Origin of the sequence: Solirubrobacter soli DSM 22325 (genome assembly GCF_000423665.1) — a bacterium.
In the GTDB taxonomy this organism is placed as follows: domain Bacteria; phylum Actinomycetota; class Thermoleophilia; order Solirubrobacterales; family Solirubrobacteraceae; genus Solirubrobacter; species Solirubrobacter soli.
Map to the genome: position 1 here is coordinate 345,977 of NZ_AUIK01000001.1, position 15,168 is coordinate 361,144.

A 15,168-nucleotide genomic window follows, 5' to 3' on the forward strand; every position below is an offset into this window, starting at 1 on the left:
GATGTGGTGCAGCCGCCAGTGGCTCGCGTCGCACGCGCTCGCGATGCGGCCCTCTGGGCCGTGAGCAGCGCGAGTGGCGCGAGACGCTGCGGATGTGCCGCAGCGGGCGTACCGGTATTCATCAACGGGCTCCTAGCCGATGCCGCCGTCGACCGGCAGCAGGTGTCCGGTGATGCCGGTCGCGCCGGCGAGGAAGTACACGGCGTCGGCGACCTCGCGCGCGGTCGCGATCCGTCCGAGCGCGGTGCCGGCCGCGGCGGCGGCAAGCGCCTCCTCGACGGAGAGTCCGCCCGCCTGCTCGCGGCGGCGCATGCGGTCGAGCAACGCCTGCGTCGCGATCGGGCCCGGCCCGACCGCGTTGACGCGGATCCCGCGCCGGCCGAGGTCGAGCGCGGCGGCGCGGACGATCCCGAGCACCGCGTGCTTGCTCGCGACGTAGGCGGCGAGGTTCGGATCGCCCTTCCATGAGTTGAGGCTGGCGACGACGACGATCGCGCCACCGTCGACCACGCGAGCGTGCTTGAGGGTGGCCGCGACGCCGCGGGCGTTGACGGCGAAGACCTCGTCCCACTCCGCGAGGTCGAGCTGATCGATGCTCGACCATGGCGGGACGACGCCCGCCGCGGCGACGACGACGTCGAACTCCTCGGTCAGCGCCTCGCGGAGCGCGTCCTCGTCGCGCACGTCGACCCGCTTGGTCGGCCACGCGCCGTCGGTGAGATCGAGGATCAGGCCGGTCGCGCCGGCGCGCGCGAAGCGCTCGACGATCGCGGCGCCGATACCCGAGGCCCCACCCGTGACGAGCACCCTCATCCGTAGACCTCCCGCACGCGCTGCGCGTCGTCGATCGGCACGTCGACGATCACCTCGTCGACGTCGAACTCCTTCAACCGCTCGGCGACGAGCGCCTCGCGGCCGAGCGAGCCGACGATGCGCAGGACGATACGGCCGTCGAAGACCAGGGTCGACGGGTCGAGCTTGTCCGCGTCCTGCTGCGCGAGCCAGCCGCTGTTGCGGGCCGCCCGTCGCAAGGCCGCGGGCGAGTGGCCGCCGATCAGGATCGGGATCTCGCTCGGCGCCGGTAGGCACAGCGTGCCCTCGGGCAGGTCGTAGAACTCGCTGCGCCGCGCGTCCGTCCGGCCCGTCCAGCACTCGCGCAGGATCGCGATCCACTCGTCCATGCGCGCCCCGCGGCGCTCGAACGGCACGTTGAGCGCGGCGAACTCCTCGGCCAGCCAGCCGGCGCCGACTCCCAGCTCGAGACGCCCTCCGGAGGCCACGTCGATCGACGCGGCCTGCTTCGCGAGCTGCACCGGGTTGCGCTGCGGGAGCACCAGCGCCGCGGTGCCGAGCCGGACCCGCGTCGTCACCGCGGCGGCCAGCGCAAGCGCGATCAATGCGTCCACGTAGGGGATGTCCGTCGCCCAGGTCACCTGCCCGAACGGATACGGCGACTCGATGCGCTCGGGCATCACGATGTGATCCGCGACCCAGAGCGAGTCGAAGCCCGCGCGCTCGAGCGCGACCGCCGCCGCCGGGATGTCAGCGGACAGTGGTCCGCTGTTCGGTAGTTTCGCCCCGATTCGCATTCGCTCGCATTGCGGGAGATCGCCCGATCTGCGAGCATCGTACCGATGATGCTGGGTGTCGATCACATCGGGGTCGGTGTCTCCGACATGAGCCGGTCGAAGGCGTTCTGGGCCGAGGTCGGATTCAGCGACGTCGCGTTCGACTACCAAGGCCCGCTCGCCGGTCCGGCCGGGACCGTCGAAGCGCACGTCGTCTGGCTGCGCCCCGCGAACCCCACCGTGCTCGGCTCCGGGGCGGTGAAGCTCGTGGCGTTGGCAGACCCGCCGCCGATGCCCGAAGGGATGGCGTGGGGTGAGCGCGGCGTCTGCGAGGTCTGCGTCCACGTCAAGGGCCAGGCCAAGCTCTACGAGCGGCTCGTCGCACACGGCTACCCGGCGCTGATGGAGCCCAACTCCTCGCCCCTGGATCCGTTCGGCACGATGTGCTCGCTGTCGTACGTCGCCGACCCGGACGGCACGAAGATCGAGCTGATCGAGTGGCTCGACTACGAGGCGCCGTTCCCGTGGGAGGACGGCCCGCAGGGCGTCAACCACGTCGCGTTCGGGGTCGAGTCGATCGAGCGGACGCGCGCGTTCTACACGGCGCTCGGCTTCACCGGGATGGTCTTCGACTCCGACGGCGTGTTCGACCCGATGGACCCCTGGTTCCCCTCCGGCAAGGCGCCGCGGATGAAGATGACGCTGCTCACGAACCCGTTCGGCGCGGGGATGGAGCCGGTCGAGTCCTTCCCGCCCTCGCCCGACATGCGCGGCGAGTGGGGCCATCTCGGGCCGTTCGACTTCGGCGTCGGCGTGCGCAACCTCGACGTCGCGGCCCGCGCGGTCGAGCTGGTGGGCGAGCCGTTCACGGTCGAGTTGGGCGACGGCGCGAGCTGGCGCTACGCCTACTTCGCCGACCCGGACGGCACGCCCGTGTGTCTGTCTGAGACCCGGTTCTAGGCCACGCCGGCGAGGTCGGCCTCGATCGCCTTCGCCGTCGCCAGCAGCGGCGCGAGCAGCTCGGAACGGAGATCGTCGGCGCTGCGCCGGGCGATGTGGGTCGACAGGTTGATCGCGCCCGCGACACGCCCGCCTCGCGCCCGCACCGGCGCGGCGATCGCGACGAGCCCTTCCTCCAGCTCCTGGTCGACGATCGCGTAGCCCGCCGCGCGCACCTTCATCAGTTGCTCGCGCAGCACGTCCGCGTCGGTGACCGTGCGCGGGAGATAGGACTTCAGCTGCGCCTTGGCCAGGTACGCGTCGAGCTCGGAGTCCGGCAGGCTGGCGAGCAGGACCTTGCCCATCGAGGTCGCGTGCGCGGGCATCCGGCCGCCGACGTTGACCGCGAGCGTCATCACCGCGGTCGACGGGACGCGCACGACGTAGACGATGTCCTCGCTGTCGAGCACCGACGCCTCGCTGGACTCGTCCACCTGCGCGACGAGGCGCTCGAGGTGGGGGAGCGCGACGTCCGGGAAGCCGAGGCCGCTCAAGAACGAGTAGCCCAGCTCGAGCACGCGAGGCGTCAACCGGAAGGTCCGCCCGTCGGTCTCCACGTAGCCGAGCTCGATCAGTGTGATCAGGAAGCGTCGCGCGGTCGCGCGTGTCAGACCGGTGGTGGCCGCCAGCTCGGAGACGGTCTGGATCGGCGCGTGCGGGCCGAACGCGCGGATGATGTCCAGGCCCCGCTGGAGCGACTGGATGAACTCGCGCGGACGCCCGGGAACGACGTCTTCGTCCAGCTCTGACACGGCGCGCGATGTTAGCGGCGGGCCGTGCCATCTCCGCCCGTGGACGCTCATCTCGACGACCGTTCGAGCAGTTGCCGGTCGCGCCAGGCGACGCGATCCTCCCACTCCTCGAGCGGGAGCAGCCGGCGGCGTTCGTTGACGACCTGCTCGACGAGCTCCGGCGTCCACGGGTCGTCCTGCCCGCGCTCGGCGCCCATCCGGGCGTAGGCGGGGCCGAGCCGCTTCGCGTGCTCGGCGATCCCTCCGCGGGTGTTCAGGTCGGCGGTCTCGAACGGACCGATCACCGCCCACCGTCGCCCCAGCCCCTCGCGCATGACGCGGTCGATGTCGTCAACCGACGCGACACCGTCGCGGACGAGGCAGTACGCCTCGCGCAGGACCGCGCCCTGGAGGCGGTTGAAGACGAAGCCCTCGATCTCCTTGTGGATGCGAACGGGCGACATGCCCACCGCGCGCATGGTCTCCTCCACGCGGTCGACGATCGCGGGGTCGGTGAACGGTGCGGGGACGAGCTCGACGACCGGCAGCAGGTACGGCGGGTTGCCGGGGTGGGCGACGAGCGCGCGCGGGTTGCCGGGGGCGAAGCGCGACGCGGTGATCGCCGAGGAGGAGCTCGCGAGCGGGATGTCCTGCGTCAATTCGGTGAGCCGCTCGAACAGCTCCCGCTTGAGCGTCTCGTCCTCCGGCGTGCACTCTTGAACGTGCTCGGCGCCGTCCAGCGCGGCTTCGAGGTCGGCGTGCACCGTGGCCACCTCGCGCGGCACGGCCTCGCGCCGCGCCGCGTCGGGCTCATGCACATGGACCTCGTGTCCCGCGCGCGAGAAGACCACCGCCCACCCGACGCCGATCGACCCGCCCCCGACGATCGCGACTCTCATCGAGCAACCGCCTCGCGATGCCCGAAAGCGAGAGCATGATGCTCCCGCATCCACTGGCCGGGCTCTCTCACGCCGGCGCCGCCGCTTTGCGCTGGTGCGCGCGCCACGTCGTCGCCCACCGGTCGGGCTCGTTGACCCGCGAGCCGTCGACCTGATGGATCGCCTGGTTGTGCGGCGCGGTCCGGACGATCTCCGGGTTCGTGTACGCCTCCTCGATCACGTGCTCGAGCACGTCGATCCAGAGGTCGATGTCCTCCTTGGACCACAGCTCGCCCGGCTCGGGCGTGAACGGCTCGGGCAGCAGCCACGGCTCGTGGCTGAGCCAGAAGGCGTCGATCCCGAAGTCGACCATCCGGTTCTGGATGTCGAAGACGGTGATGCCGGTGTCGTGGGCGACGGTGTCGAGCGAGTAGCGGGTCATCTCCAGCCGCGGGGTCGTCGCGTCCGGATGTGAGCGGGTGACCCCACGCACCGCCAGGAGGCGCTTCTCCATGTAGTTGTTGGCGAGGACGCTGAGGTCGGCCGCGTCCTTGATGCCCTCCGCGCCCATCGCCCGCGCCCACGAGTACGCCTTGACGACCACCGGGATGTTCCCCCAGTACTCGCGGACCCGGCCGATCGAGCGCGGGGCGTCGCGCTCGATCGTGTACCGCGTGCCGTCGTGCCCGACCAGCGGCCGCGGCAGGAACTCGACGAGCTCCTCGCTGCACCCGTAGGCGCCGACGGCAGGACCCCCTCCGCCCTTGGGCGCGCCGAACGTCTTGTGGAGCATGTACATGCAGGCGTCGAAGCCGAGCTCGCGGGCGCGGATGCGACCCATGACGCCGTTGAAGTTCGCGTGGTCGTAGAACGCGAGGCCGCCCGCCTCGTGGACGATCTCGACCCAGCGCTTGATGTGCGGGTTGTAGACGCCCATGTCGTCGGGGTTGTTGACCATCAGCGCGGCCGTGCGGTCGCTCACCGCGGCCTCCAGCGCCTCGACGCTCGCGTAGCCGTCGAGCTCGATCGGCAGCGTGACGATCTTGAAGCCCGCCGCGGCCGCGGTCGCCGCGTTGCACGGATGGGCCTGGATCGTGGTGATGACCTCGTCGCGCTGCTGGAGCTGCCCGCGCGCCGCGTGGTAGGCGCGGGTGATGCAGGCGTGCGTGTAGGCGGCGTCCGCGCCGCCGCCGGGCTGGAAGACGAACGCGCTCATGCCCGAGAGCTCGCGCAGGATCAGGTCGAAGGAGTGGACGATCTCGAGGACGCCCTGGAGCGTCTCCTCGTCCTGGTCCGGGTGCAGCTCGGCGATCCAGGGGCGGGCGACGACGTGCTCGTTCAGCCGCGGGTTGTACTTCATCGTGCACGTGCCGAAGAGGTTCACGCCCATCATCCCGAGCGTCATCTGGGCGAGGTGCAGGTAGTGGCGCTGGACCTCGAACTCGGAGAGCTCGGGCAGGTTCGGCGGGGTGTTCCGGCGCAGCGGGACGTCGGGGATCGGCGCGTCGATCGCGGCGGGCGCGATGAAGCCGCGGCGGCCGGGGCGGCCCATCTCCAGAACGATCGGCTCGTCCCAGCGGGCCGCGTGGTAGTTGGGCAGGCTCATGCCGTTACCTCCGCGAGGGCCTCGACGAGGCGGTCGATGTCCTGCTGCGTGTGGACCTCCGTCACGCAGTAGAGGGCGCTGGTGGGTGTCAGCTCGCCACCGCCGAAGATGCCCTTGGCCCTCAGCGCCGCGTTGATCTCTTCGACCGGCTTGTCGAAGTCGACCACGAACTCCTTGAAGAAGCCAGAGTGGCGGACGCTCGCGTTCGGGAGCTCGTCGATGCGACGGGCCGCGTAGTGGCTCCGCTGGAGGATGCGGTCCCCCAGCTCGGCGAAGCCCTGTGGGCCGAGCAGCGACATGTAGACGGCGTTGACGATCGCCCACAGGTAGACGCTGTTGCCGGTCCAGTCGTTGCCGAGCTCGCGGCGGCCGTACGACGTCTGCTCGAACAGCGTCATCGTGAAGCCGCGCTCGCCCTCGTGGGTGGTCGGCGCGATGCTGACCTGCAGGGTCGGATAGGCGCGCGCGTAGCGCTCCTCGTCGCGGGAGGCGATGAAGCCGCCGGCGCCGCCGCCGCAATGCATGTGCACGCCCAGCGGCTGCGTGGAGCCGACCGCGATGTCGGCGTTGAGCTGGCCGGGCGGGGCGAGGACGCCGAGCGAGATCGGGTCGACGCCGAGGATCAGCTCCGCCCCCGCATCGTGGACGCGCTGCGCGATCTCCTCCGCCTCGGCCTCGATCACGCCGTGCGAGTTCGGCGTCTCGAGGTACAGCGCGGCCACCTTGTCGCTCAACTTCGCCGACAGGTCCTCGAGGTCGAGACGACCGTCGACACTGTTCACCGTCGTGACCGTGATATGGCTCGGCATCTCCGGCGGTTCGCAGTAGGTGCGGATGACCGCGGCGCGCTCGGGGTCGAGGTTCGCCTGGACGAGGACCTCGCGGCGCTGCGTGATGCGGCTCGCCATGCGGATCGCGTGGCCGGCGGCGCAGCCCCACGAGTAGACGGGCAGGCCGACGAAGTCCAGCTCGAGCAGCTCGCCGAGCTGGCTCGCGAACTCGAACCAGGCCTGGTTGCGGCCGTGGTCGGAGGCGGGCGTGCCCCACTCGGAGGTGACGAACTCGGTCCGCTGCGCCAGCTCGTCGCAGACCGCGGGGACGTGGTGCTGCCAGACGCCGCCGCCGAGGAACGAGAGCGCCTGCTCGCAGTCGACGTTGTTGCGCAGCGTGCGCGTCAGATGGCGTTGCAGGTCGCCTTCGCTCGGGAGCGCGGGTTGGAGGTCGAGCGGGCGCTGCAGCCGATGGTCCTGCGGGATCTGGACGAACAGCTCCTCGGGATCGGCGATCCCGACCGCGTCGAGCAGCTCCTGCCGCAGCTCGGGCGCCGAGTTCGCCATGTACGGATGCGTCATGTCGAGACCTTCATCACGGTCGTCCTCCCAGGTGCGGTGTGAACGCGGGTGTAGCCGCAGAGCTTCGCGTCGAGCTCGTCGTCGCCGGTGTCGACGCGCAGGCAGTCCAGCCGCGCGAGCTTGTCCGCGCTCGCGACGATGGTCAGCTCGGGAATCCGGCGCAGAACGCGCGGGCTCAGCTGCTGGTTGCCGCGGCCGAGCAGCGAGCCCTGGCCGCCGACGACGCCGAGGATGAGGCGATCGGCGTCGATCTCGAGCAGTCGCTGCTCGTCCAGATCGGTGGCGATCAGCTCGCCGTCCAGGAGCGCGTCGACGCCGAGCAGCGTCCCCCTGCGGATGCGCGCGGTCGTCGTCCCGGGGCCGAGCAGCGTGACGCCTGGGAGCCAGCGGAGGGCTTCGCAGAGGGCCTGGAGGCCGCCGTCCCCGGCGGGCGAGGGCGCCTTCGCGGCGAGGATCTGGGGCGCCCTCGGAACGCGCGCCTCGCCGTAGAGCCGCGTCGCGACGCGGTCGTCGCGCGCGGCCTCCTCGTCGACGTCGGCGATGTCCGCCTGCTGCAGCTCGCCCGGACGGAGGAGGTACGCCGCCGCGGCCCGGCCTGCCGCGTCGGGCGTGGCGGCGAACACGCCCGAGTGCATCTTCACGCCCGTCGGGATGCCGACGAGCGGTACCTCGACGCCGATGGCGTCGTGGATGTCGCGGGCCGTGCCATCGCCGCCGGCGAAGAGCAGGAGGTCCACGCGCCGCGCCCGCATCTCGGCCGCCGCCGCCCACGTGTCGGCGGCGGTCGTGTCCACGGCGCACGTCGTCCCGGTCGTCTCGCACCGCAGCCCCGCCGCGGCGGCGACGTCCGCCCCCATCGCGCCCGGCGCCGCCACGAGGCGGATCTCGAGCGGCAGCCGCGCGAGTGCCCGTCGCGCACGCTCACCGGCCAGCGGCACCGCGCCCCGCTCGCGCGCGAGGCGCAACGCCTCGGGCCCGTCGGTCCCCCGCAGCGCTACGCGCCCGCCCATTCCGGCGATCGGGTTCACGACGAGCCCGAGCGTGGGCATGGTCGATCAGAGCACCTCTTGCGCGACCAGGTCGACGGCTTCCTTGGTCACGTCGACGATCTCGTCGAGTTCGGCTTCGGTGATCACGAACGGGGGCGAGAAGGAGATCGAGTCGCCCTCCGGGAGCGCGCGGGTGATCACGCCGCGCTCGAGGCATTCCGTCGTGACGCGCGCGGCGACCTTGCCGGTGGTCTCGAACTTGGTCGGCGGGTGCTTCGTCGCCACGAGCTCGACCGCGGCGACGAGCCCGATGCCTCGGATCTCGCCGACGAGCGGGTGGTCTTTGAAGGCCTGGTTCAGGCGTTCCCGGAGGTACTCGCCGCGGGCCTTGGCCTGGTCCACGAGGCCGTCGTTGAGAACGACGTCGAGGTTGGCGAGCGCCGCCGCCGCCGCGATCGGATGCGCGGTGTAGGTGTAGCCGTGGCTGAAGGTCGCGGCGCCGCTGCGGTCGGCGAGCACGCGCCAGATCTTCTCCGAGACGAGGCAGGCGGAGAGCGGCACGTAGGCGGACGTGATCCCCTTCGCGACGGTCATCAGGTCGGGCTTGAGGTTGAGGACCTCCGAGCCGAACCACGCGCCCAGCCGGCCGAACCCGGACACGACCTCGTCGGCGATCAGGAGGACGTCGTGCCGTTGGAGCACTTCCTGGATGGCCTCGAAGTAGCCCTGCGGTGGGACGATCACGCCGCCCGCGGCCTGCACCGGTTCGGCGATGAACGCGGCCACGGTGTCCGGGCCTTCGCGCTCGATCAGCTCGTCGAGCTCGTTCGCAAGGCGGGCGCTGAACTCGGCGTCGGTCTCGTCGTTCGCTTCCCACAGCCGGTACGGCGCCTTCGTGTGGCGGATCTCCGGGAGCGGCAGGTCGAACGCCTTGTGCATGCTCGGCAGCCCGGACAGGCTCGCCGCGCCCAGCGACACCCCGTGGTACCCGCGCGCTCGCGAGATGATCTTCTTCTTCTCCGGGCGCCCGAGCAGGTTGTTGTACATCCGCACGAGCTTGATCTGCGTGTCGTTGGCGTCCGAGCCGGAGTTGCCGTAGAGCACCTTCGACATGCCCTCTGGAGCGAGGTTGATCAGCCGCTCCGCGAGCACCGCCGGCGCGTCCGTCGCCATCGACGAGAACGCGTGGTAGTAGGGCAGCTTCAACGCCTGCTGCTTGAGCGCCTCCGCGATCTCCGGCCGCCCATACCCGACGTTGACGCACCACAGCCCCGCCATCCCGTCCAGGTACCGCCGCCCCTGATCGTCGGTCAGCGTGCTGCCCTGGCCTTTGACGATCATCCGCCGTGGCCCGCTCGACTCGTGCTCCGACAACACGCTGAACGGGTGGAACACGTGGCGGCGATCGACGTCGCCAAGAGCGAGAAGAGAGGGTGTCGTCATCGCCTTGCTCGTATAGCGGTCAGTTGCACGGCATACGAACCATGGCAAATGGGCCTGGCGATGTCCACTACGATCCCGGCAGACCAGTTGGGAGGCAGCGATGAGAGCCACGCTCGCGACGGTGTTTGCGGTACTCCTCTTGGCGGCGCCGGCGGCCGCCCACCCACGGCTGACCTACCTCGGCCAAGCGATCGTCCCGACAGGGACGACGTATGCCGGGACCACGGTCGGAGGCCTGTCCTCGATCACCTATGACGCGCGGCGCGGCGTCTACTACACGCTGTCCGACGATCCCGCCGCGGTGCGCTACTACACCGTGAGCGTGGACCTGCGCGACGGACGGCTGTCCGACGGCGACGTGCAGTTCCGGAGCGTGACGTCGCTGCTCGCCCCGGGCGGCGTCCCCTACGCGGCGACGGCGATCGACCCCGAAGGGCTGGCGCTGACCAAGCACCACGAGCTCGTGCTCACGTCCGAGGGCTACGCGAACACGCACGTCAACCCGTTCGTGCGCCGTTACTCGCTCGACGGGCGATTCCTCGCCGACTTCCCGGTCCCGCAGGCGTTCCTCCCGGTCGACGCGTCGCACGGCGTGCGCCAGAACCTCGGGTTCGAGAGCGCCGGCATCGACGGTCACTCGCTGTACGTCGGGACGGAGAACGCGCTCGTCCAGGACGGTCCCCCGGCGACGATCGCGAACGGCAGCCCGGCGCGGATCCTTCGCTACGACACGCGCTCAGGCCGGCTCGAGCGGCAGTGGACCTATGTCACCGATCCCGTGGCGGAGCCGCCCGTCCCGCCGACCGCGTTCTCGGTCAACGGCCTCGTCGAACTGCTGCCACTGGGCAAGGATCGCCTGATCGCGATGGAGCGCTCCTTCTCGGTCGGCGCGCCCGGGACCGGCAACAAGATCAAGCTCTACAGCGTGTCGCTGGACGACCGGTCCGGCACGGCCCGCAAGACGCTGCTGTTGAACCTCGACCGGCTCGGCATCCCGCTCGACAACGTCGAAGGGCTGACGTTCGGGCCCCGTGTGCGGGGCCGTCAGACGATCGTGCTGGTGAGCGACAACAACTTCGCCGCGACCCAGTTCACCCAGTTCCTGGCCTTCGCCCTCTGACCGCCGCGGCCTGCGCCGCCTTGGCCGCCAGCGCTCCCAGGCGGCGCGCCTCGAGCTTCGAGAGGGTCTTCGGGCGTCCCTTGGACTTGACGATCAGGCGGCGGACCTCTTCGCGCTCGGCCGCGGAGAGCGCCATCCATCCCGCTTGCAGAGCGACGAACGCGACCGCGGCGCGGCGGCGGAACTCGCTCCACGGGACGTCGCGAACTTGGGGGAGGCGGCGCTTCGGCTGAGACATCGGAACCGAGGCTACCCGAGCGGGATCGACGCTATGACACGAGTGCCCGCGCCCGGCGGGCTCGCGACGTCGAGGCGACCGCCGAGGATCTCCATGCGGTCGACGAGTCCGCGCAGGCCCGTGCCCGCGCGCGGGTCGGCGCCGCCGACGCCGTCGTCGGAGATCTCGACCCGCAGGACGCCGTCGTCGACCGTCGCGCGCACGAGAGCGCTTCCTGCCCGTGCGTAGCGGCCGCAGTTGGCCAGCGACTCGGCCGCCACGAAGTACGCCGCGAGCGCGACCCGCTCGGGGAGCTCCGCGGCCTGCACGTCGACCGTGACGGGAACCGCGCAGCCCGCGGCCAGCGACTCCAGGGCGCCCTGCAGGCCGCGCTCGGCGAGGGCGACCGGGTACAGGCCGCGGGCGAGCTCGCGCAGCTCCGCGTTCGCGGCGGTGAGCTCGTTCGCCGCGAGCGCGAGCACCTCGGAATCGGCGTGCTTGCGCGCGACCGTGAGGAAGTTCGCGACCGCCATCAGCCGCTGTTGCGCGCCGTCGTGCAGGTCGCGCCCGATCCGGCGGCGTTCGGCGTCGGCGGCCTCGATCGCGCGCGTGCGCGACTCCTCCAGCGCCGCGGCCTGCCGACGACGCTCGAGCTCCGCGGCCGCCCGGGCGGCGAAGATCTGCAGCGCGGCGACGTCGTCGTCGCCCGCCTCCATCGGCTGCGAGTCGAGCACCGCCAGGTGGCCGAGGTGCGTGCCGTCGGACGCGCGCAGGCAGACGGCGAAGTAGCTCTCCAGCCCCATCTCGATCGCGGCGATGTCGGCCGGGAAGTGCTCGGTCAGCGCCGTCGGGTAGGAGACGACCGCGTGCTCGACCATGAGCGCGCACGGCTGGCCGTCCGTGTCGTACGCGAAGGGCTCCGCCATGTGCGCGCCGTCGTAGAAGCCGGCGATCACGCGGACGTGCGCGCCCGCGGGGTCGGACTCGCCGACGAACACCAGCTTCGCGTTGAACGCCTCGGCGAGGTGTTGCACGAGGCTGTGCAGGAACGCCTCGCCGGCCGCTCCCGCCGTCCCCTCCGCGATGGCGCGGAGCAGCTCTATCCCGCGAAGCCGGGTGATCATGGTTGACGCGACATGCTGACAGTCGGAGAATCGGGTTCTTCGACTCAAAGGTGGTGCACCGTGGCCTGGAATCTGCGCGGCAACTACGTCGAGACCTGTTCGTGCGAGCTGATGTGTCCGTGCAACCTCTCGTTCGATCACGGCGCGACCTACGACTTCTGCCGCGCGACGCTCGCGTTCGAGATCCGCGAAGGAGAGATCGAGGGCACCGACATCGGTGCGCTCAACCTCGTCGCGATCATCGACACGCCGAAGGTCATGACCGACGGCAACTGGAAGCTCGGCGTCTTCATCGACGACCGGGCCGACGACGAGCAGGCGGACAAGCTCACGCGCGTCTTCACCGGCCAGCTCGGCGGACCGATGGCCGGGCTCGCTCCGCTCGTGGGCGAGGTGCTGGGCGTCCAACGCGCGCCGATCGAGGTGCTCCACGACGGTCTTCGCCACAGCGTGCGAATCGGCGACGACGTCGACTTCGAGGTCCAGGACATCGTCCCGTTCGGCGTCGAGAACGGTCAGCCGGTCCGCTTCGACGGCATGTTCCATCCGGTCGGCACCGACCTGACGATGGCCGAGGCGACCCGCTCGAGCATCAATGGCTTCGGCATCTCCTACGAGGGCAAGACCGGGCTCTCGAAGAGCGGGTTCGCCTGGGCGGGCTGAGCCGTGATCGACTCGGGCCTGGCGCCGGCCTTCACGGCCACGCGCGCCCGCGCGGGACTCGTCGCCCTGCTCGTCGGCCTCGCGGCGATCGGCTGGTGGTGGACCGCCGACCGCATGCGCGGCATGGACGACGGCCCGTGGACCACGCTGGGGACCCTCGGCTGGTTCCTCGGGACCTGGGTCGTGATGATGGCCGCGATGATGTTCCCGTCGCTCGCTCCCACGGTCGCGCTCTACGCGCGGATGACCAAGGGAACGCTGTCGCCGTTGGTGTTCACCGCGGGCTACCTGATCGTGTGGAGCGCCGTGGGCGTGCTCGCCTACGGCGTCGCCCGGCTCGCGGGCGACACGCTCGCGTGGGACGGCGCCGGTCGGTGGGTCGCCGGCGGCACGCTCGTCGTCGCGGCCGTCTACGAGCTCACGCCGCTCAAGGACGTCTGCCTCGGCAAGTGCCGCAGCCCGCTCGGGTTCCTCGTCGGTGCCTGGCGCGACGGGCGCGGCGGGGCGGTCAGGATGGGCGCCGAGCACGGCGCGTGGTGCGTCGGCTGCTGCTGGGCGCTGATGGCGTCCCTCTTCGCGCTGGGCGTCATGAGCATCGCCTGGATGCTCTGCATCGCCGCGCTCATCGCGGTCGAGAAGACGCTCCCGTGGCGCCGGCCCGCGACCTACGGGACCGCGGCGATCCTGTTGGCGCTCGGCGTCCTCGTCCTCGCGGCACCCGACGCCGTGCCGGGCCTGACGATCCCCGCGGAGATGCCGCAGATGGAGATGCGGGCTTCTGCGGATGCGTGAGCGCCGGCCCTGGCCGACACTCGGTGCATGCTCGCCGCACTCGTCGCGATCGCTCTCTACTTTGCGGTGCTCCGTCGCCGCGTGCTGACCTGGGGTGCCCGAGACGTCTCCGATCCGCTGCCCGGCGACGAGCTGCTCGCGGACGCGGACGGTGTCGCCACTCGCGCGACCTGGATCGACGCGCCGCCCTCGGCGGTCTGGCCGTGGATCGCGCAGATGGGTCCCGCTCCGCGTGGCGGCGCGTACACCTACGACTGGATCGAGAACCTGCTCGGGTTGAACATGCACAGCGTCGACCGCGTGCTGCCGGAGTTCCAGCACCCGACCGTCGGGGACGAGATCGGGTACGGGACGAACCGGATGCGGGTGGAGGTGGTCGAGCCGGAGCGGGTGCTCGCGTGGCGCTCCGCGGACGGCAATTGGGTGTGGACGTTCGTGTTGGCGCAGGAGCGCGGCGGCACCCGGCTGATCAGCCGCAACCGGTTCCGCCTGCCGACGCTCGCGGCGCGGCTCGGGATGCTCCCGATGGAGCCGGCGTCGCTGGTGATGGAGCGCAGGATGCTGCGAGGGATCAAGCAGCGGGCGGAGCGTATGCCACGGCCTCGATCTCCACACGCATCCGCGGATCCAGCAGCCCGGTGACGACCATCGTGGCGACGGGGCGGATGTCGGCGAAGACCTCGCCGTGGACGCGTCCCACGACCTCCCAGTCGTCGGCGTCGGCGAGGTAGATGCGGGTGCGGACGATGTCCTCGAGGGTCGCCCCCGCGTCCTGCAGCGCCGCCTCGATCTTGCGCAGCACCTCGCGCGTCTGCGTGCCCGCGTCTTCGGCGCTCTCGGGCGCCGTCATGCCGGCGGTATGGACCCAGTCGCCGGCGCGCACCGCGGCGCTGAAGCCGATCGTGGGGGCGTAGGGCGAAGGCGAGGGGACTCGTGTCATGCCGCCGAGCATGGCTCGTGCATGGCACGCTTTCGGCTCGTGCGTTCACCTCAGGAGAACATGCTCGCGGTGCTCGACGCGCTCGACGGGGAGCCGGTCACGATCCGCGAGCTCGCCCGCCGCACGGGCATGTCGCTCGCGAGCGTGCACCGGATCGTCGTGCGGCTGATCGAATGGGGCGGGCTCGAGCGCGTGCACGGCGGCGTCCGTCCCGGGCTGCGCCTGTTCGAGCTCGGCCAGCTCGTCCCGTCGGCGATGCGCGAGACCGCGCTCCCGTTCATGGCGGACCTCTACGAAGTGACGCGCGAGGTGGTCTCGCTCGCGGTGCTCGACGGCGTCGACACGGTCTGGATCGAGCAGCTGTCGGGGCGTCTCGCCCCGCCGGTGCCGTCGCGGGTGGGCGGCCGGCTGCCCGCGCACGTCACCGCGGCGGGCAAGGTGCTGCTCGCGTTCGGGCCCGACATCGTCGACATGTTGGCTTTGGAACGCCACGGTCCGGGCACGATCACCGACCCGGCCGCGTTGCGCGCCGAGTTGGCCGCCGTGCGCGAGCGCGGGATCGCGATCAACCGCGAGGAGTCGCGAGCGGGCGTGCTCGGCGTCGCCGCCCCGGTATGGCGTGACGGAGCCGTCGTCGCGGCACTCGCGCTGGCGGTCGCGCGCCGCTCCCGCTCAAGCCCCGAGACGATGGCACCCGCGGTTCGCACCGCCGCGCTGTCGCTCGGCCGAGCGCTTTCGCGATGATG

The 15,168-nt window shown here is 71.3% G+C and carries 17 protein-coding genes; 6 read left to right on the forward strand and 11 right to left on the reverse strand.

Annotated features, from left to right (window positions below; genetic code table 11):
* Window positions 1–132: 132 nt before the first annotated feature.
* Window positions 133–813 carry an SDR family NAD(P)-dependent oxidoreductase gene (locus tag G569_RS44785; RefSeq protein WP_037494175.1) on the reverse strand — a complete coding sequence of 227 codons (681 nt, stop codon included), beginning with the start codon at window positions 811–813 and terminating at the stop codon, window positions 133–135.
* Window positions 810–1,589: a TIGR03619 family F420-dependent LLM class oxidoreductase gene (locus G569_RS44790; protein ID WP_053225698.1), complete on the reverse strand. Its 780-nt coding sequence runs from the start codon at window positions 1,587–1,589 to the stop codon at window positions 810–812. Before G569_RS44790 ends, G569_RS44785 begins: the two co-directional genes overlap by 4 nt.
* A 45-nt stretch (window positions 1,590–1,634) precedes the next feature.
* Between G569_RS44790 and G569_RS0101730 the strand changes: the two genes are divergently transcribed.
* Window positions 1,635–2,528 carry a VOC family protein gene (locus tag G569_RS0101730; protein ID WP_028062130.1) on the forward strand — a complete coding sequence of 298 codons (894 nt, stop codon included), beginning with the start codon at window positions 1,635–1,637 and terminating at the stop codon, window positions 2,526–2,528.
* Here the strand turns inward: G569_RS0101730 and G569_RS0101735 are convergent.
* From G569_RS0101735 to G569_RS0101760, 6 genes are all read right to left on the reverse strand, one after another.
* Window positions 2,525–3,319, reverse strand: a complete 795-nt coding sequence (locus tag G569_RS0101735) for an IclR family transcriptional regulator domain-containing protein (RefSeq protein WP_037494177.1) — start codon at window positions 3,317–3,319, stop codon at window positions 2,525–2,527. The genes G569_RS0101730 and G569_RS0101735 overlap by 4 nt on opposite strands.
* Before the next feature lie 47 nt (window positions 3,320–3,366).
* Entirely contained in the window at window positions 3,367–4,197 is an 831-nt protein-coding gene (locus G569_RS0101740) for a 3-hydroxyacyl-CoA dehydrogenase NAD-binding domain-containing protein (RefSeq protein ID WP_028062132.1), read from the reverse strand.
* Window positions 4,198–4,264: 67 nt separating this feature from the next.
* Window positions 4,265–5,782, reverse strand: a complete 1,518-nt coding sequence (gene gcvPB, locus G569_RS0101745; protein ID WP_028062133.1) for an aminomethyl-transferring glycine dehydrogenase subunit GcvPB — start codon at window positions 5,780–5,782, stop codon at window positions 4,265–4,267.
* Window positions 5,779–7,134, reverse strand: a complete 1,356-nt coding sequence (gene gcvPA / locus G569_RS0101750; RefSeq protein WP_028062134.1) for an aminomethyl-transferring glycine dehydrogenase subunit GcvPA — start codon at window positions 7,132–7,134, stop codon at window positions 5,779–5,781. The genes gcvPB and gcvPA overlap by 4 nt, the downstream gene beginning before the upstream one ends.
* The gene (locus tag G569_RS0101755; protein WP_028062135.1) at window positions 7,131–8,183 is read right to left on the reverse strand and encodes an ATP-NAD kinase family protein; all 1,053 of its coding nucleotides are present in this window, start codon (window positions 8,181–8,183) and stop codon (window positions 7,131–7,133) included. The genes gcvPA and G569_RS0101755 overlap by 4 nt, the downstream gene beginning before the upstream one ends.
* A 6-nt stretch (window positions 8,184–8,189) precedes the next feature.
* Window positions 8,190–9,566 (reverse strand): aminotransferase, encoded by a 1,377-nt coding sequence (locus G569_RS0101760; RefSeq protein WP_028062136.1) that lies wholly within the window; start codon window positions 9,564–9,566, stop codon window positions 8,190–8,192.
* A 100-nt stretch (window positions 9,567–9,666) separates the two neighbouring features.
* Between G569_RS0101760 and G569_RS44795 the strand changes: the two genes are divergently transcribed.
* Window positions 9,667–10,686: an esterase-like activity of phytase family protein gene (locus G569_RS44795; RefSeq protein WP_084284033.1), complete on the forward strand. Its 1,020-nt coding sequence runs from the start codon at window positions 9,667–9,669 to the stop codon at window positions 10,684–10,686.
* Here the strand turns inward: G569_RS44795 and G569_RS0101770 are convergent.
* Both G569_RS0101770 and G569_RS57035 read right to left on the reverse strand, forming a co-directional pair.
* Window positions 10,658–10,924, reverse strand: coding sequence for a hypothetical protein (locus G569_RS0101770; protein ID WP_028062137.1), 267 nt, complete (start codon window positions 10,922–10,924; stop codon window positions 10,658–10,660). The genes G569_RS44795 and G569_RS0101770 overlap by 29 nt on opposite strands.
* An 11-nt stretch (window positions 10,925–10,935) precedes the next feature.
* On the reverse strand, window positions 10,936–12,027 hold the full coding sequence (locus tag G569_RS57035) for a sensor histidine kinase (RefSeq protein WP_053225700.1): 1,092 nt from the start codon (window positions 12,025–12,027) through the stop codon (window positions 10,936–10,938).
* Window positions 12,028–12,087: 60 nt separating this feature from the next.
* Here G569_RS57035 and G569_RS0101780 point away from each other — a divergent pair, with 60 nt between their 5' ends.
* Genes G569_RS0101780 through G569_RS44810 form a run of 3 tightly spaced genes read left to right on the forward strand, consistent with a single transcriptional unit; the run spans window position 12,088 to window position 14,124 of the window.
* Window positions 12,088–12,690 (forward strand): DUF1326 domain-containing protein, encoded by a 603-nt coding sequence (locus tag G569_RS0101780; RefSeq protein ID WP_028062138.1) that lies wholly within the window; start codon window positions 12,088–12,090, stop codon window positions 12,688–12,690.
* Between the two features lie 3 nt (window positions 12,691–12,693).
* Entirely contained in the window at window positions 12,694–13,482 is a 789-nt protein-coding gene (locus tag G569_RS44805) for a DUF2182 domain-containing protein (RefSeq protein ID WP_037494180.1), read from the forward strand.
* 27 nt (window positions 13,483–13,509) lie between these two features.
* The gene (locus tag G569_RS44810; RefSeq protein WP_053225701.1) at window positions 13,510–14,124 is read left to right on the forward strand and encodes an SRPBCC family protein; all 615 of its coding nucleotides are present in this window, start codon (window positions 13,510–13,512) and stop codon (window positions 14,122–14,124) included.
* Here the strand turns inward: G569_RS44810 and G569_RS0101795 are convergent.
* Entirely contained in the window at window positions 14,054–14,422 is a 369-nt protein-coding gene (locus tag G569_RS0101795; RefSeq protein ID WP_028062139.1) for a RidA family protein, read from the reverse strand. The genes G569_RS44810 and G569_RS0101795 overlap by 71 nt on opposite strands.
* A gap of 21 nt (window positions 14,423–14,443) precedes the next feature.
* On the opposite strand from G569_RS0101795, the gene G569_RS0101800 reads away from it, so the two are divergent.
* A complete protein-coding gene (locus G569_RS0101800; protein WP_053225702.1) occupies window positions 14,444–15,166 on the forward strand; it encodes an IclR family transcriptional regulator in 723 nt (240 codons plus the stop codon).
* Window positions 15,167–15,168: the final 2 nt, after the last annotated feature.